The 15,884-nt window shown below is 64.0% G+C and carries 14 protein-coding genes; 5 read left to right on the top strand and 9 right to left on the bottom strand.

Annotation, left to right across the window (positions count from 1 at the left end):
• Positions 1 to 77 precede the first annotated feature (77 nt).
• The 3 genes from uvrD to zwf form a co-directional block, all read right to left on the bottom strand.
• Positions 78 to 2,261 (bottom strand): DNA helicase II, encoded by a 2,184-nt coding sequence (gene uvrD / locus L6D75_RS03975; RefSeq protein ID WP_176511799.1) that lies wholly within the window; start codon positions 2,259 to 2,261, stop codon positions 78 to 80.
• Positions 2,262 to 2,396: 135 nt separating this feature from the next.
• Entirely contained in the window at positions 2,397 to 2,714 is a 318-nt protein-coding gene (locus L6D75_RS03970) for a hypothetical protein (protein WP_176511800.1), read from the bottom strand.
• Positions 2,715 to 2,801: 87 nt separating this feature from the next.
• Positions 2,802 to 4,244, bottom strand: a complete 1,443-nt coding sequence (gene zwf, locus L6D75_RS03965; RefSeq protein WP_176511801.1) for a glucose-6-phosphate dehydrogenase — start codon at positions 4,242 to 4,244, stop codon at positions 2,802 to 2,804.
• 103 nt (positions 4,245 to 4,347) lie between these two features.
• Between zwf and hexR the strand changes: the two genes are divergently transcribed.
• Both hexR and L6D75_RS03955 read left to right on the top strand, forming a co-directional pair.
• Positions 4,348 to 5,214 (top strand): transcriptional regulator HexR, encoded by an 867-nt coding sequence (gene hexR / locus L6D75_RS03960; RefSeq protein WP_176511802.1) that lies wholly within the window; start codon positions 4,348 to 4,350, stop codon positions 5,212 to 5,214.
• A gap of 102 nt (positions 5,215 to 5,316) precedes the next feature.
• Complete coding sequence (locus L6D75_RS03955) at positions 5,317 to 5,535, top strand: PA3496 family putative envelope integrity protein (protein ID WP_176511803.1); 219 nt, start codon at positions 5,317 to 5,319, stop codon at positions 5,533 to 5,535.
• Here L6D75_RS03955 and L6D75_RS03950 read toward each other — a convergent pair.
• Positions 5,477 to 6,439 carry a LysR family transcriptional regulator gene (locus L6D75_RS03950; protein WP_176511804.1) on the bottom strand — a complete coding sequence of 321 codons (963 nt, stop codon included), beginning with the start codon at positions 6,437 to 6,439 and terminating at the stop codon, positions 5,477 to 5,479. The two genes, L6D75_RS03955 and L6D75_RS03950, sit on opposite strands and share 59 nt — an antisense overlap.
• Positions 6,440 to 6,628: 189 nt before the next feature.
• Between L6D75_RS03950 and L6D75_RS03945 the strand changes: the two genes are divergently transcribed.
• Both L6D75_RS03945 and oadA read left to right on the top strand, forming a co-directional pair.
• Positions 6,629 to 8,044 (top strand): acetyl-CoA carboxylase biotin carboxylase subunit, encoded by a 1,416-nt coding sequence (locus L6D75_RS03945; RefSeq protein ID WP_016394359.1) that lies wholly within the window; start codon positions 6,629 to 6,631, stop codon positions 8,042 to 8,044.
• A gap of 11 nt (positions 8,045 to 8,055) precedes the next feature.
• Positions 8,056 to 9,864 carry a sodium-extruding oxaloacetate decarboxylase subunit alpha gene (gene oadA, locus L6D75_RS03940; protein ID WP_176511805.1) on the top strand — a complete coding sequence of 603 codons (1,809 nt, stop codon included), beginning with the start codon at positions 8,056 to 8,058 and terminating at the stop codon, positions 9,862 to 9,864.
• A 186-nt stretch (positions 9,865 to 10,050) separates the two neighbouring features.
• On the opposite strand, the gene L6D75_RS03935 is transcribed toward oadA, so the two are convergent.
• The 3 genes from L6D75_RS03935 to L6D75_RS03925 are packed head-to-tail and all read right to left on the bottom strand — an operon-like array spanning position 10,051 to position 11,817.
• On the bottom strand, positions 10,051 to 10,722 hold the full coding sequence (locus tag L6D75_RS03935; RefSeq protein ID WP_176511806.1) for a GNAT family N-acetyltransferase: 672 nt from the start codon (positions 10,720 to 10,722) through the stop codon (positions 10,051 to 10,053).
• A 6-nt stretch (positions 10,723 to 10,728) separates the two neighbouring features.
• Positions 10,729 to 11,175: a GNAT family N-acetyltransferase gene (locus L6D75_RS03930; protein ID WP_176511807.1), complete on the bottom strand. Its 447-nt coding sequence runs from the start codon at positions 11,173 to 11,175 to the stop codon at positions 10,729 to 10,731.
• 12 nt (positions 11,176 to 11,187) lie between these two features.
• Positions 11,188 to 11,817 carry an FMN-binding negative transcriptional regulator gene (locus L6D75_RS03925; RefSeq protein ID WP_176511808.1) on the bottom strand — a complete coding sequence of 210 codons (630 nt, stop codon included), beginning with the start codon at positions 11,815 to 11,817 and terminating at the stop codon, positions 11,188 to 11,190.
• A gap of 90 nt (positions 11,818 to 11,907) precedes the next feature.
• Between L6D75_RS03925 and pdxR the strand changes: the two genes are divergently transcribed.
• Positions 11,908 to 13,434 carry a MocR-like pyridoxine biosynthesis transcription factor PdxR gene (gene pdxR / locus L6D75_RS03920; RefSeq protein ID WP_236193423.1) on the top strand — a complete coding sequence of 509 codons (1,527 nt, stop codon included), beginning with the start codon at positions 11,908 to 11,910 and terminating at the stop codon, positions 13,432 to 13,434.
• A 150-nt stretch (positions 13,435 to 13,584) separates the two neighbouring features.
• Here pdxR and L6D75_RS03915 read toward each other — a convergent pair whose 3' ends face one another.
• Both L6D75_RS03915 and L6D75_RS03910 read right to left on the bottom strand, forming a co-directional pair.
• Positions 13,585 to 14,688: a polyamine ABC transporter substrate-binding protein gene (locus L6D75_RS03915; protein WP_176517934.1), complete on the bottom strand. Its 1,104-nt coding sequence runs from the start codon at positions 14,686 to 14,688 to the stop codon at positions 13,585 to 13,587.
• Positions 14,689 to 15,732: a histone deacetylase family protein gene (locus L6D75_RS03910; RefSeq protein ID WP_176517935.1), complete on the bottom strand. Its 1,044-nt coding sequence runs from the start codon at positions 15,730 to 15,732 to the stop codon at positions 14,689 to 14,691.
• Between the last annotated feature and the right edge of the window lie 152 nt (positions 15,733 to 15,884).

Here is a 15,884-nt window from a genome sequence, read left to right as displayed (position 1 = left end):
TAATGTTTCGAGCTTTTGCCTGAATGTTACAAACCAGGCCGAGCCGGCGCCTGCGGGAGCCGGCTACATCGACAGCCTCAGAGGGCCTCGAGCTTGGCGTACCCCAGCATCAGCCACTTGCTGCCTTCGGCAAAGTTCACCTGCACCCGTGCCTGGGCGCCAGACCCCTCGAAGTTGAGGATGGTGCCTTCACCAAATACCGAATGTTGCACGCGCTGGCCGAGGCTGAAGGCCGTCTGCGGAATGCTGGCATTGGCGAACAGGCTGCTGGTGCTGCTTTGCGAGCCACCGAACGGGCGGCTGACACTGTTGGACAAGCGTACTTCCTGAACCAGCCCCGCCGGGATTTCCCTGACGAACCGCGACACCTTGTTGTACGTCTCGCTGCCATAAAGGCGGCGCGTTTCGGCGTAGGTCATGATCAGCTGGCGCATGGCGCGGGTAATGCCCACGTAGGCCAGGCGGCGTTCCTCTTCGAGGCGGCCGGGCTCTTCCAGGCTCATCTTGTGCGGGAACAGGCCTTCTTCCATGCCCACCAGGAACACGTAGGGGAATTCCAGGCCCTTGGCACTGTGCAGGGTCATCAGCTGGATGCTGTCTTCATGCTCGTCGGCCTGAGCTTCGCCAGCTTCCAGCGAGGCGTGGCCGAGGAAGGCCGACAGCGGCGAAAGGTCGGCGTCGTCTTCGCCGGCTTCGAAGTTGCGCGCGGCGCTGACCAGTTCCTCAAGGTTTTCTACCCGAGCCTGGCCCTTTTCGCCTTTTTCTTCCTGGTGATAGATGATCAGCCCGGACTGCTCGATGACCGTTTGGGTCATGGTGTGCAAGGGCATGTCCGCGACCTTGCCGGCCAGGTTCTCGATCAGTTCGATGAAGGCGCCCAGGGCGCTGGCCGCACGGCCCTTGAGGGCCTTGGCGGCAATCAGCTGGCACATCGCTTGCCACATCGACAGCTGGCTGTGGCGGGCATGCTCACGGATGGCTTCGACGGTCTTCTCGCCGATGCCGCGCGGCGGCACGTTGATCACCCGCTCCAGCGCCGCGTCGTTGCCGCGGCCTTCGAGCAGGCGCAGGTAGGCCATGGCGTTCTTGATTTCGGCACGTTCGAAGAAGCGCTGGCCGCCATAGATGCGGTAGGGAATGCGTTCGCGCAGCAGGGCCTCCTCCAGCACCCGCGACTGGGCGTTGGAGCGATAGAGGATGGCGATATCGCTGCGCGAGCTGCCGCCCTTGATCAGGCTCTCGATGGTTTCCACTACATAACGGGCTTCATCGTGCTCGTTGTAGGCCGCGTACAGGGTCAGCGGCTCGCCTTCGCCCAGGTCGGTCCACAGTTCCTTGCCCAGGCGGCCACTGTTGTTGGCGATCAAGGCGTTGGCGGCCTTGAGGATGCCGCCGGTGGAGCGGTAGTTCTGCTCCAGGCGGATCAGCTCGGCGTCGGGGAAGTCGGCGGTGTACTGGTGGATGTTCTCGATCTTCGCCCCGCGCCAGCCGTAGATCGACTGGTCGTCGTCGCCCACCGCCATCAGGCTGTCGCCACCGCCCGCGAGCAGGCGCAGCCAGGCGTACTGCACGGCGTTGGTGTCCTGGAATTCGTCCACCAGCACATGGCGGAAGCGCCGCTGGTAGTGCTTGAGCAGGTCGGGGTGGTCGCGCCAGAGGTCCAGGGCACGCAGCAGCAATTCGGAGAAATCGATGACCCCGGCGCGCTCGCAGGCCTGTTCGTAGGCGCTGTAGACATCGCGCATGGTCTGCAGGAACAGGTCGCCGCTGGCCTGGATATGTTGCGGGCGCAGGCCCTCGTCCTTTTGCCCGTTGATGAACCACTGGGCCTGGCGCGCCGGCCATTTCTGCTCGTCCAGGCCGAGTTCGCGCATGACGCGCTTGACCAGGCGCTGCTGGTCGTCGCTGTCGAGGATCTGGAAGTTCTGCACCAGGCGCGCTTCCTGCCAGTGCGCGCGCAACAGGCGGTGCGCCAGGCCGTGGAAGGTGCCGACCCACATGCCCGCCGGGTTTATGCCCAGCAATTGCTCGATCCGCTGGCGCATCTCGGCGGCAGCCTTGTTGGTGAAGGTCACCGACAGGATCGAGTGCGGCGAGGCCTGCTCGACCTGGATCAGCCAGGCGATGCGGTGCACCAGCACGCGGGTTTTACCGGAACCGGCGCCCGCGAGCACCAGCTGACGCCCGAGCGTGGCCGCGACGGCCTGGCGCTGGGCATCGTTGAGGGAATTGAGCAGGAGGGAGAGGTCATCTGTGTGCATCCGGCCATTCTAGGGGGAGGCCGGTTAAGGGGCAAACACCTACTGTATAAATATTCACCTTCAGCTGCTGTCGCTCATCGGTTTGTCGCGGCGTGCCATGCCAGATCGACGGGTGGCGATCTGGCATGGGCCACTTCAGTCGACGGCTACGCGGTGCCCGATCTCAACCATCTGCGACCCTTCGGCTGAAATGATTTCCAGCCTTTTCCACGAAGAAGCGCCTTCGCGCGTGAAAAATACCGGTTTCTCGGTCAGAACCTGGAGCGACGCCTGTTCGCTTTCCACCAGCGTCAGCTGCAGCACTTCCCAGCCGCCTTTGTGGCGGATCTTGGGTTCCGCCAGCACGGGTTCGACACCTGAGTTATGGACGGTCACGCTTCCCTGAACGACGAAGCACACTGGCTGGCCCGGCACTTCGCTGTTGTAGGCGACAAGGTTTTCGATTTTGCTCATGATCAATGCCTTTGCAGTTGAAAGTAGCGCCAATCGGCGCCGCGCTACTTTCGCCACTGCAACGCAACAGTGGGATCGGGCAGGATTTCAGCTATGCCAATGCCTGCCATGGCCGGCCAGCAGGCTGTTGGCCTGATCGGGCCCGTTGCTGCCGGCGGCATAGTGGCGGGGCGGCTGGAAGTGCTCGTCCCAGCCTTTGAGGATGGCGTCGATCCAGGCCCAGGCGGCCTCCACTTCGTCGCGGCGCATGAACAGCGTCGAGTCGCCTTCCAGCACATCCAGCAACAGGCGCTCGTAGGCTTCCCAGCGGCGTGTCTGGCCGAACACCTGGGCCAGGTTGAGGTCCAGGTCCACCGGCTCCAGGCGCATGCCCTTGCCGGGGCTCTTGGTCATCATGCGCAGGCTGATGCGCTCGTCCGGCTGCAGCTGGATCAGCAGCTGGTTGACCTGGCCGCCGCTGAACAGCTCATGAGGCACGGGCTTGAATTGTATGACGATCTGCGACGAGCGCCGCGCCATGCGCTTGCCGGTGCGCAGGTAGAAAGGCACGCCGGCCCAGCGCCAGTTGTCGACATGCGCCTGCACGGCGACGAAGGTTTCGGTGTCGCTGTCGTTGTCCACGTCCTTTTCGAAGTAGTAGGCCGGCACTTCCTGGCCGCCGATGTGGCCGGCGCCGTACTGGCCGCGCACGGTCTTGTCCTGCACGTCCTGGCCGTTGATCGGCTTGAGCGCGCGCAGGATCTTCACCTTCTCGTCACGCACGGCCTCGGCTTCGAACTGCGCAGGCGGCTCCATGGCCACCAGGCACAACAGCTGCAACAAGTGGTTTTGCAGCATGTCGCGGGTCGCGCCGGCGCGGTCGTAATAGCCGCCGCGGTTTTCCACGCCCAGGGTCTCGCACACGCTGATCTGCACATGGTCGACCTGGCCATTGCGCCACACAGGTTCCAGCAGGGCATTGGCGAAGCGCAGGGCCATGAGGTTCTGCACGGTTTCCTTGCCCAGGTAGTGGTCGATGCGAAACACCTGGCGCTCTTCGAACACGCTGCCGATCGCTTCGTTGATGGCAATGGCCGATTCCAGCGAATGGCCAATCGGTTTTTCCAGCACGATGCGCGCTTCGCTGTCGGCCAGCCCGGCAATGCGCAGGTGCCGGGCAATCGGCACGAACAGGTTGGGCGCGGTTGCCAGGTAATAGATGCGAGTGAGCCCGCCGGGCTCGCCGAGGTAGCGCGCCAGGCGGCCGAAGTCGGCGCTCTGGGAGGCGTCCATGGGGAAGTAGTCCAGGCGTGCGGAAAAGCGCCGCCACACTTCTTCTTCGAAGTCGTGGCGGGCAATCTGCGCCCGGCAATGGCGCTCGGCGAGCAGCAGGTATTCATCGCGCGACAAGTTGCGCCGGGCCAGGGCGATGATGCGCACGGCAATGTTCAGACGCCCCTCGCGATACAGGTGATAGAGCGCCGGCAGCAGTTTGTGCAGGGCCAGGTCGCCGGTGCCACCGAACACCAGAATGTCGCAAGGAATAGTCAAACCACCACTCTCCACGTTCGTTTAACTGGGCGGGTTGGCGTCCATGTAGTATAACTACAAGAAAGCTACATCCCGGCCAGCCGATCATAACCGAGTCCAGCCCGTGAATCTGTTGCAACATATCGCCCAATCGCGCCACCTGCTGCGCAAATCGGAACTCAAAGTCGCGGACCATGTGCTGCTCGACCCGGCTGCCGTCATGCACAGCTCCATGGCCGACCTGGCGCACAGCGTGGGCATCAGCGAGCCGACCATCGTGCGCTTTTGCCGGGCGATCGGTTGTTCGGGCTTCCAGGACCTCAAGCTCAAGCTGGCGCAAAGCCTGGCGGCGGGCGCCAGTTTCGGCCAGTTCGCCATTCACGAAGACGACTCGGTCGCCGACTACAGCCTGAAGATCTTCGACACCACCCTGCACACCCTGATGGAAGTGCGCGAGCAGCTCGATCCGCAGGCGTTGCAGCAGGCCGTGAGCGCCATGGCCCAGGCGCAGCGCGTGGAGTTCTACGGCTTTGGCGCATCGGGCGCGGTGGCCGCCGATGCCCAGCACAAGTTCTTCCGCCTGCTGCTCAACGCTGCCGCCTATTCCGACCCGCACATGCAGGCGATGTCGGCGGTGACGCTCAAGCCGGGCGATGTGGCCGTGTGCATTTCCCAGTCGGGGCGCTCCAAAGATCTGCTGATCACCGCCAACCTGGTGCGCGAGAGCGGTGCCAACCTGATCACCCTGTGCCCGAGCCAGACGCCGCTGGCGGAGCTGTCGACCGTCAACCTGGCCATCGACGTGCACGAAGACACCGAAATCTACACCCCGCTGACCTCGCGTATCGCCCACCTGGTGGTGATCGACGTGCTGGCCATGGGCGTGGCCATGGCGCGCGGGCCGAGCCTGGTCAACCACCTCAAGAGCGTGAAGCGCAGCTTGCGCAGCCTGCGCCTGTCGCCGAAGTCGATCAAGGCCATGGATGACTGAACCCGGCCGTGAAATTTCACGGTTTTGTCACTGTTCCACAGCCAAACGGTAAAGCGCCCGAGCCAGTCTGAAACTCCCCGCACTCGATCAGGGAGACAGAAAATGGCTCGTGACTTCGATGGCTCTTACCTTCCCAGCGCCAAATCCCGCAAGCAGCAGGAAAAAGATCAGCGTCGCATGGAGTACCGCCGCGCGATCGAAAGCTATTGCGACCAACGCCAGCTGCTGCGCGAACTCGCCGATTACCCCGAGCTGCAAGAGCTCACGGTGTGGCAGGCGTCGGCGGCAGCTTCCCCGAAAAACGTTCAACAAGCGCGCTGATCAGCGCACGTTCGCTGCGGATGAACGCCAGAAAAGCCAAGGCTACCGGCGACTGTCGCTTGGCTTTGGACTGCACCACGCACCAGCTTCGGTACAGCGGCAGTTCCTCGACCGGCAACTCCTTGAGCACGCCCACGGCCAGCTCCATGTTCACCGCATGGCGCGTCAGCAGGGCGATGCCAAGGCCGGCGATCACGCATTCACGCTGGGCATCGGCCGAGGCCACTTCCAGGGTTTGGGTAAAGTGCACGCGCTTGTCCTTGAAGTACTCCTCGCAGGCCTTGCGGGTGCCCGAGCCCTGTTCACGGACCAGCAGGGTATGAGGCTCCAGGTCTTGCAGGCGCAGCTGTTCGAGCTTGCTCAGCGGGTGGTCGGGCGGCGCCACGGCGACGATCGGGTTGTTGAGGAAGGGCAGAAACTCCAGCCCCATGTCCTGGGGCACCATGGACATGATGATCAGGTCGTCACGGTTGTCGGAGAGGCGCCGGATCGCCTGGGCGCGGTTGACCACGGTGAGGGTCAGGTTGACCTCCGGGTGGCGTTGCTTGAAGGCGGCGAACAGGTGTGGCACGAAGTACTTGGCGCTGGATTCGATGGCCAGCTTCAACTGACCCTGCAGTGAGCCCTGCATGTCCGACAGTTGCATGTCGAGGCTTTCCAGGCGCCCGAAGATATCGCGGCTGGCCCGCTGCAGCGCCTCGGCCGCTTCGGTCAGGTAAAGTTTCTTGCCGACGTACTCGAACAACGGCTGGCCAACCAGCTCCTCGAGCTGACGGATCTGTAGACTAACGGCGGGTTGCGTCAGCGCCATCTCCTCCGCAGCGCGGCTGTAGGAGCGTAAATCACACACTTCGTTAAAGATCTGCAATTGACGCAAAGTCATACGCATCAAGGACTTACGCATTTCTACCCCGGCTTTGGCAAAACCTTGTTACCGAACTATAAGGCTTTGCTAATACTGCCCCTAACAAATATTGATTTTTGTTTATCGACCCGCAGCGCTAGGGTGAATGTGCGACTGGCCAACGACGATTGGTCACGCGCCGACCGGTAAAACCGGATCGTCTGTTCCTACGGCTTTGGGAAGACTCCAGTGATAAAAAAAATCCTGATCGCCAACCGGGGTGAAATCGCAGTTCGGATCGTGCGTGCCTGCGCCGAGATGGGCATTCGCTCTGTCGCGATCTATTCCGACGCCGACCGTCACGCCTTGCACGTCAAGCGCGCCGACGAGGCCTACAGCATTGGTGCCGAGCCACTGGCCGGTTACCTGAACCCGCGCAAGCTGGTCAACCTTGCTGTGGAAACCGGCTGTGATGCCCTGCACCCGGGTTACGGTTTCCTGTCGGAAAATGCCGAGTTGGCAGAGATCTGCGCCGAGCGCGGGATCAAGTTCATCGGCCCGGCCGCCGACGTCATTCGCCGCATGGGCGACAAGACCGAAGCGCGTCGCACCATGATCCAGGCCGGTGTGCCGGTGACCCCAGGCACCGAAGGCAACGTTGCCGACATCCACGAAGCCCTGAGCGAAGGCGAGCGCATCGGTTACCCGGTGATGCTCAAGGCCACCTCCGGCGGTGGCGGGCGCGGCATCCGCCGCTGCAATAGCCGCGAAGAACTGGAACAGAACTTCCCACGGGTGATTTCCGAGGCCACCAAGGCCTTCGGCTCGGCCGAAGTGTTCCTGGAAAAGTGCATCGTCAACCCCAAGCACATCGAGGCGCAGATCCTTGGTGACAGCTTCGGCAACGTGGTGCACCTGTTCGAGCGCGACTGCTCGATCCAGCGCCGCAACCAGAAGCTCATCGAAATCGCCCCGAGCCCGCAGCTCACCCCCGAACAGCGCGCCTACATCGGCGACCTGGCGGTGCGTGCGGCCAAGGCGGTGAACTACGAGAACGCCGGTACCGTGGAGTTTCTGCTCGCCGATGGCGAGGTGTACTTCATGGAGATGAACACCCGGGTGCAGGTGGAACACACCATCACCGAGGAAATCACCGGTATCGACATCGTCCGCGAGCAGATCCGCATCGCCTCGGGCCTGCCGCTGTCGGTCAAGCAGGAAGATATCCAGCACCGCGGCTACGCGCTGCAGTTCCGTATCAACGCCGAAGACCCGAAGAACAACTTCCTGCCAAGCTTCGGCAAGATCACCCGTTACTACGCCCCCGGCGGGCCGGGCGTGCGTACCGACACCGCGATCTACACCGGCTACACCATTCCACCGTTCTACGACTCCATGTGCCTGAAGCTGGTGGTGTGGGCGTTGACCTGGGAAGAAGCCATGGACCGCGGCCTGCGGGCCCTGGACGACATGCGCGTGCAAGGGGTGAAGACCACCGCCGCGTACTACCAGGAAATCCTGCGCAATCCGGAATTCCGTAGCGGCCAGTTCAATACCAGCTTCGTCGAAAGCCACCCTGAACTGACCAACTACTCGATCAAGCGCAAACCCGAAGAGCTGGCCCTGGCCATCGCCGCCGCCATCGCCGCCCACGCAGGCCTGTGAGGAACCCCATAATGTCCAAGAAAATTCACGTAACCGACACGATCCTGCGCGACGCCCACCAGTCCCTGCTGGCCACCCGCATGCGTACCGAAGACATGCTGCCGATCTGCGACAAGCTCGACAAGGTCGGCTACTGGTCGCTGGAAGTCTGGGGCGGCGCCACCTTCGACGCCTGCGTGCGCTTCCTCAAGGAAGACCCGTGGGAGCGCCTGCGCAAACTGCGCAATGCCTTGCCCAACACCCGCTTGCAGATGCTCCTGCGCGGCCAGAACCTTTTGGGCTACCGCCACTACAGCGATGACGTGGTCAAGGCGTTCGTGGCCAAGGCTGCGGTCAACGGCATCGACGTGTTCCGCATCTTCGACGCGATGAACGACGTGCGTAACCTGCGCGTGGCCATCGAGGCGGTCAAGGCGGCCGGCAAGCATGCCCAGGGCACCATCGCCTACACCACCAGCCCGGTGCACACCATCGAGGCCTTCGTGAACCAGGCCAAGCAGATGGAAGCCATGGGTTGCGATTCGGTGGCGATCAAGGACATGGCCGGCCTGCTGACCCCGTATGCCACCGGCGAGCTGGTCAAGGCGCTGAAGGCCGAGCAGTCGCTGCCGGTGTTCATCCACTCCCACGACACCGCCGGCCTGGCTGCCATGTGCCAGCTCAAGGCGGTGGAAAACGGCGCCGACCACATCGACACCGCCATCTCCAGCTTCGCCTGGGGCACCAGCCACCCGGGCACCGAGTCGATGGTCGCCGCGCTGAAGGGCAGCGAGTTCGACACCGGCCTGGACCTGGAGCTGCTGCAGGAAATCGGCCTGTACTTCTACGCCGTGCGCAAGAAGTACCACCAGTTCGAAAGCGAATTCACCTCCGTGGACACCCGCGTGCAGGTCAACCAGGTGCCAGGCGGCATGATTTCCAACCTGGCCAACCAGCTCAAGGAGCAGGGCGCGCTCAACCGCATGAACGAAGTGCTGGCCGAGATCCCACGGGTTCGCGAAGACCTCGGCTTCCCGCCGCTGGTGACCCCGACCTCGCAGATCGTCGGCACCCAGGCGTTCTTCAACGTGCTCGCCGGCGAGCGCTACAAGACCATCACCAACGAGGTGAAGCTGTACCTGCAAGGCGGTTACGGCAAGGCCCCGGGTGTGGTCAACGAGCAGCTGCGGCGCCAGGCGATCGGCAGCGAAGAAGTGATCGACGTGCGCCCGGCCGACCTGCTCAAGCCGGAAATGGCCAAGCTGCGTGCCGACATCGGCGCCCTGGCCCGCAGCGAGGAAGACGTGCTGACCTTCGCCATGTTCCCGGACATCGGCCGCAAGTTCCTCGAAGAGCGCGAAGCCGGCACCCTGACCCCTGAAGCGCTGCTGCCGATCCCGGAAGCAGGCGCTGCGGTGGCCCATGGTGGCGAAGGCGTGCCGACCGAGTTCGTCATCGACGTGCATGGCGAGACCTACCGCGTCGACATCACCGGCGTGGGCGTGAAGGCCGAAGGCAAGCGCCACTTCTACCTGTCGATCGACGGCATGCCGGAAGAGGTGGTGTTCGAGCCGCTCAACGAGTTCGTCGGCGGCGGCAGCAGCAAGCGCAAGCAGGCCAGCGCACCGGGCCACGTCAGCACCACCATGCCGGGCAACATCGTCGATGTGCTGGTCAAGGAAGGCGATGTGGTCAAGGCCGGCCAGGCGGTGCTGATCACCGAGGCGATGAAGATGGAAACCGAAGTGCAGGCGGCCATCGCCGGCAAGGTCGTGGCCATCCATGTGGCCAAGGGCGACCGTGTGACGCCGGGTGAAATCCTGATCGAGATCGAAGGCTGACAGAAGCCTTCATCTACAAGCGGTTAACCTCTGGGGAGCGGATGCTCCCCTTTTTTTGTGCTGCCTTTACTGGCCCTATCGCCGGCAAGCCGGCTCCCACGGGGCCATCACAGCCCTTGAGGCTTGCGGGGTACCTGTGTGGGAGCCGGCTTGCCGGCGATAGGGCCGGTAAAACCAACGCAATACTCAGCCCTTGCGACACTGCTCCAACGTCCGCACCTGCCCCTCAGGCTGCTGGTTCTGCTCGCTCAACCAGCGCTCGAACCCCGCTGCCACCTGCGGCCACTCATCATCGGTAATCGAATACCACGCCGTATCCCGGTTGTGGTCCTTGACCACCAGGTGCTTGCGAAACACCCCTTCGAACTGGAAGCCAAACCGCTCTGCCGCACGCTTGGAGCGGGCATTGGCGTTGTTGCACTTCCATTCCAGCCGGCGGTTGCCCAGCTCGAAACTCAACTTGCCCAGCAGGTACACCGCCTCGGTGCTCTTTGGCGTGCGCTGCATGGGTGCGCCGAAGGCGATGTGGCCGATCTCGATGCGGCCGTGGTCGGGCACCATCGACATCAGCGTGAGCACCCCCTGGGCCTGGCCGCTGGCGCGGTCGAGCACGGTGTAGTACAGCGGATCGTGGCCGGCGGCGTTGCCTTCGAGCCAGCGGTCGAAGGCGGCGCGCTCGGCGAAGGGGCCGTAGGGCAGGTAGTCCCACAGCAGCGGATCGGCTTGCGGGCCCTGCAGGGCCTGCCACAAATCGTCGGCGTGGCGGGCCGGGTCGAGTTTCTCCAGGCGTATGAAGCGGCCTTCGATGGTCGCAGCCTTGGGCGCTGCAGCGGGTTTCCAGTTCAGTGCGTCAGTCATGTTGGCCTACAGCCCTTTGCGAAATTGGATGAAGCCTGGCCGCTCGGCAACCTGTTCATACAGGCTGATGGCGGTGGCGTTGGTTTCGTGGGTCAGCCAATGCACCTTGATGCAGCCGGCCGCCTTGGCGGTGGCGTAGACGTGCTCGATCAGCTGGCGGCCGATGCCCAGGCCACGCTGATTGCCGTCGACGTACAGGTCCTGCAGGTAGCACGAGTTTTCGATGCTCCAGTTGGAGCGGTGGTAGATCCAGTTGACCATGCCCACCGCCTTGCCATCGACCCAGGCCAGGGCCGAATGGGTCGGCTCGCTGGGGTCGAGCAGGCGCTGCCAGGTACTGGCGCTGACCGCCTCGGGCAGCTCGGTTTGGTAGAAGCGCAAATAGGCCTGCCACAGGGCGAGCCAGGCTGCATGGTCGTTGGCGCCGACAGGGCGCAGGGTAACGCTGGGCATGGGGCTTTTCCTTCAGAGCTGGCGCATCTGCGCCGCGAGTTGGTTGTCGAGGTAATCGGGGCTGCTGGCCAGGCCTTCGCGCACGCCGGCGATGTCTTGCGCCGAGCGGTTCTGGCTGAGCTTGCGCGCGCCTTGCAGGCGGGCGATGGGCAGGCGGATGCCGACAATGGCGCGGAGCATGCCGTCGAGGTAGTCGCGGGGCGCGTCGGCCACTTGCCACGGGTTATCGCGGCCTTGCTCATGGCGCTCGGTCAGCCGGGTGACGATGCTCAGCAGCGGCGCGGCGTCGTGGATCACTTCGGCCGGGCCATAGGCATGCACGGCCAGGTAGTTCCAGGTCGGCACCACCTTGGGGTTGTCGGCTTTGCTGGGGTAGTAGCTGGGGCTGACATAGGCATCGGCACCCGGGAACACCAGCAAGGCCTCGGCACCGCGCTCCAGGTCCTGCCACTGGCGATTGGCGCGCGCCAAGTGGGCGTAGACGGTGCCGAATTCGCCTTCGGCAGTGTCCGCCAGCACCGGCAGGTGGGTGGCCAGCAAGCCCTGCTCGCCGTGGCTGACCAGCACTGCCAGGCGGGTGTCGAGCATGTGCTGGTGCAAGCGTTGCAGGTCGTGTTCCTGGTGAGGTTTGCTGTTGTACATGCGCAGGTTCCTTGTCCAATGGCTCCATCCTAGGCAGGCTATTGGCTCAGTGTAAGATCCATTTCAGGCTGTTTTGATAGGTCCAATGCCATGAGCGAACGTCCTCTTGTACTTCCGTTCGACCCCGCCGGGATTGTGCTCGACCGCCGCCGGGGCTTGAGCCAGCAGCTCTACCAGGCACTGCGTGCGCGGGTGCTGGACGGGCGCCTGAGCAGTGGCACGCGGCTGCCGGCCAGCCGCGATCTGGCCAACATCCTGGCGCTGTCGCGCAATAGCGTAGTCCGCGCCTACGACCAGCTTTATGCCGAGGGCTATATCGAAAGCCGGGTAGGGGATGGCACTTATGTGAGCCGCCAGGCAAAACTATCCACACAACTATCCACAGGGTTATCCCGGGGTTTATCAACAGGGTTATCCACATTTCCACCGGAAAATACTGAGGATTTATCCAGCAACACGCTGTCCAGCGAGCCGTTGGAGCGTCTGAAAAGTAACCACTTGCCGCTGCCAAGAAGCGGCGCGCCGCGCGCTTTTCGCGTGGGCATCCCGGCCTTCGACCTGTTCCCGTTCGACGTCTGGGCCAAGCTGCAAGCGGGTTTCTGGCGAAACCCCGAGCCTGCGCAGCTGGGCTACGGTGACCCGGCCGGCGAGTGGACGCTGCGTGAGTTGATCGCCGCCTACCTGCGCCGCTCCCGGGGGCTTTCGTGCACTGCTGAACAAATTGTGATCACCAGTGGCGCACAGCAGGCCATCAGCCTTTGTGCACAGTTGCTGTTGCAGCCGGGCGACACCGTGGCTGTGGAAAACCCAGGCTATCGGGCGGCAGGGCATACCTTCGCCGTGGCCGGTGGCAAGGTGACGGGCATCGCGGTGGATGAGGAAGGCATGGATTGCCGGCGCCTGGAGCAGTTGCAGGACTGCCGGCTGGCTTACGTGACGCCCGCTCACCAGTACCCCACCGGGGTGACCATGAGCCTGGCCCGGCGCCTGGCGCTGCTGGCCTGGGCCGAGCGCGGCGATGGCTGGATCATCGAGGACGACTACGACGGCGAGTACCGCTACAGCGGCGCGCCGCTGGCCCCGTTGGCGGCGCTGGACCGCCAGGGGCGGGTGCTGTACGTGGGCACCTTCGGCAAGATCGCTTTCCCTGCGCTGCGCCTTGGCTACCTGGTGCTGCCGGCGCGGCTGGTACAGGCCTTCAGCCAGGGCAGGGCGTTGGCGATGCGCCATTCCGAGGTGGGTACCCAGTGCGTGATGGCCGAGTTCATGGCCCAGGGGCACTTCCAGCGGCATATCCGCCGCATGCGCCGGGCGGCGTTGAGCCGGCGCAATGTGCTCAAGGCCGGTTGGCCTGTGGATGTGCCGGGGCTGGCGGCAATGCCGGAAGTGGCGGCGGGGCTGCATGTGAAGGTGGATGTGGATAACTTTGCCCGCGAGCAGGAGCTGGTGGCCAGGGCGGAGGCGGTGGGGGTGGAGGTGAATCCGCTGAGTGGTTACTGGCTGGAGGACAGCGAGGTGCCTGTGGATAAGCGTGCGGGGCTGGTGCTGGGGTTTGCGGCAGTGCCGGAGGGGGAGATTGCCGAGGCGTTGATGCGTTTGCGCAAGGCCTGGCGGTAGGAGCGGCCTTGTGTCGCGAAAGGGCCGCAAGGCGGCCCCAGATCTACGGTTCTGCTGGTATTTCTGGGGCTGCCATGCAGCCCTTTCGCGACACAAGGCCGCTCCTACAGGGTTCGCAGGTCTCTGTAATGGAGCAGCCTTCAGCAGGTATCAGGTCCCGGACTTGATCTTGGTCCAGGCCCGCGTGCGCGCCCGCTCTGCCTCACGCGACAAGGGCTTGAGCGTGTACAGCTTGGCCATCGCCTCGGCCGTCGGATACAAGTTGGGGTTGTTGCGAATCGCCGGGCTGACCTTGTCGGTCGCGTCCTTGTTCGGGTTCGGGTACCCGACAAAGTCACTGATCGGCGCAATCACCTCCGGCCTCAGCAGGTAGTTGATGAAGGCGTGCGCATCCTCCGGGTTGGCTGCCCCCTTCGGAATCGCCAGCATGTCGAACCAGATCGGCGCGCCTTCCTTGGGCAGGCGCATGTCCACCACCACGCCATTCTTCGCATCCCGTGCCCGGTTGGCGGCCTGGGAGAAACTGCCGGAATAGCCGACGGCGACGCAGATGTCGCCGTTGGCGATGTCGGCCATGTACTTGGAGGAGTGGAAGTAGGTGACGTGCGGGCGAATTTTCAGCAGCAGCGCTTCGGCCTGCTTGTAGTCGTCCGGCTTGTCGCTGTTCGGGTCCAGGCCCAGGTACTTCAAGGCCAGCGGCAGGATCTCCGACGGCGAGTCGAGCAGCGCCACGCCGCATTGCTTGAGCTTGGCGATGTTCTCTTCCTTGAAGATCAGGTCCCAGCTGTCCACCGGCGCGTTGGCGCCGAGCACGGCCTTGACCTTGTCCGGGTTGAAGCCGATCAGCACGGTGCCGTACATGTAGGGCACGGCGAACTTGTTGCCCGGGTCGTTGGCCTCGATCAGCTTCATCAGCGCCGGGTCCAGGTGCTGCCAGTTCGGCAGCTTGCTGCGGTCCAGCGGCTGGAAGACCCCGGCCTCGATCTGCTTGGCGAGGAACACGTTGGACGGCACCACCACGTCATAGCCGGAGTTGCCGGTCAGCAGCTTGGCTTCCAGGGCCTCGTTGGTGTCGAAGATGTCGTAGACCAGCTTGACCCCGCTGTCTTTCTGGAAGTCACTCAAGGTCTGCGGCGTGATGTAGTCGAACCAGTTGTACACCCGCAGGGTGCGCTGTTCGGCCTGGGCCTGGAAGGCGCCGGTGAACAGGGTGGCAGCGATGAACGGGGCGAGCAGACGCTTGAGTCGGACCATTTACCGGGCTCCTGGCTGGGCACGCTGGAAACCTTCCAGCACGTTGACTGCGTTGATACCGATTTCTTCCACAGCGTAGCCACCTTCCATCACGAACAAGGTCGGCTTGCCGAGCTGTGCGATGCGCTTGCCCATTTCCAGGTAGTCCGGGCTGTCCAGCTTGAACTGGGAGATCGGGTCGTCCTTGAAGGTGTCCACGCCCAGCGAAATCACCAGCACATCGGCGTCGTAGGCGGCGATGCGCTGGCAGGCGTCTTCCAGGGCGGCGCTCCAGGCGGCCCAGTCACTGCCGGCGGGCAGCGGGTAGTTGATGTTGCAACCAGCACCTGCGCCTTCGCCGGTTTCGTCGGCATAACCGAGGAAGAACGGGAATTCGGCCTGTGGGTCGCCGTGGATCGAGGCGAAGAACACGTCGCTGCGCGCGTAGAAGATGTCCTGGGTGCCGTTGCCGTGGTGGTAGTCGACATCGAGGATGGCCACTTTGCCGCGGCCCTGGTCGAGGAACGCCTGGGCGGCGATGGCCGCGTTGTTCAGGTAGCAGTAGCCGCCCATGACTTCGCCGGCGGCGTGGTGCCCTGGTGGGCGGCACAGGGCGAAGGCCGAATGCGCGCCTTGCTGGATTGCGGCCTGGGCGGTCAGCGCCACTTGCGCGGCGCTGTAGGCGGCTTGCCAGGTGCCGGCGGTGATCGGCGCGCCGGCGTCGAAGCTGTAGTAGCCCAGCTCGCCGTGCAGGCCGGTCGGCTTGACCTGGCGCAGGGTGCGCGCCGGCCAGGTGAAGGGCAGCAGGTCGCCTTCGTGGCCCAGCGCAGCCCAGCGGCCCCAGGCGCCCTGGAAGAAGTCGAGGTAGTCGGCGCTGTGGATGCGCTGGATGGGTGCGCGGCCGAAATCGGTCGGGCCTTGAACGTCGCCGAGGTTGCGCTTTTTCACCTGCTCGAGCACATGGTCGGCGCGCGAAGGCATTTCGAAGCAGGGCATCAGCTTGCCGTCGATCAGCTCGCAGCGGCCGTGGTGCAGGCGGTGGTCATCGGAATAGATTGTCAGCATTGTTGTTCTCCGGGGGTACAGGCGTGGGCCCATTCTCGTGGGCGGCCTGCAGGGGGAGAACGACGCAAACGGCCAAAAGGGGATCGATGTGGCCAAGGTCGCTGGCCTGTACCGGCCCTATCGCCGGCAAGCCGGCTCCCACAAGGCCCGGT

The organism is Pseudomonas faucium (genome assembly GCF_021602585.1).
GTDB lineage: Bacteria > Pseudomonadota > Gammaproteobacteria > Pseudomonadales > Pseudomonadaceae > Aquipseudomonas > Aquipseudomonas faucium.
The sequence above is the reverse complement of the archived record's forward strand: the minus strand, read 5'-3'. Positions and strand labels throughout refer to the sequence as shown.

Coding starts and splice junctions, on each gene's coding strand:
- uvrD (WP_176511799.1), bottom strand. CDS start 2,261: ATGCACACAGATGACCTCTCCCTCCTGCTCAATTCCCTCAACGATGCC.
- L6D75_RS03970 (WP_176511800.1), bottom strand. CDS start 2,714: ATGAGCAAAATCGAAAACCTTGTCGCCTACAACAGCGAAGTGCCGGGC.
- L6D75_RS03955 (WP_176511803.1), top strand. CDS start 5,317: ATGGCTCGTGACTTCGATGGCTCTTACCTTCCCAGCGCCAAATCCCGC.
- L6D75_RS03950 (WP_176511804.1), bottom strand. CDS start 6,439: ATGCGTAAGTCCTTGATGCGTATGACTTTGCGTCAATTGCAGATCTTT.
- oadA (WP_176511805.1), top strand. CDS start 8,056: ATGTCCAAGAAAATTCACGTAACCGACACGATCCTGCGCGACGCCCAC.
- L6D75_RS03935 (WP_176511806.1), bottom strand. CDS start 10,722: ATGACTGACGCACTGAACTGGAAACCCGCTGCAGCGCCCAAGGCTGCG.
- L6D75_RS03930 (WP_176511807.1), bottom strand. CDS start 11,175: ATGCCCAGCGTTACCCTGCGCCCTGTCGGCGCCAACGACCATGCAGCC.
- L6D75_RS03925 (WP_176511808.1), bottom strand. CDS start 11,817: ATGTACAACAGCAAACCTCACCAGGAACACGACCTGCAACGCTTGCAC.
- pdxR (WP_236193423.1), top strand. CDS start 11,908: ATGAGCGAACGTCCTCTTGTACTTCCGTTCGACCCCGCCGGGATTGTG.
- L6D75_RS03915 (WP_176517934.1), bottom strand. CDS start 14,688: ATGGTCCGACTCAAGCGTCTGCTCGCCCCGTTCATCGCTGCCACCCTG.
- L6D75_RS03910 (WP_176517935.1), bottom strand. CDS start 15,732: ATGCTGACAATCTATTCCGATGACCACCGCCTGCACCACGGCCGCTGC.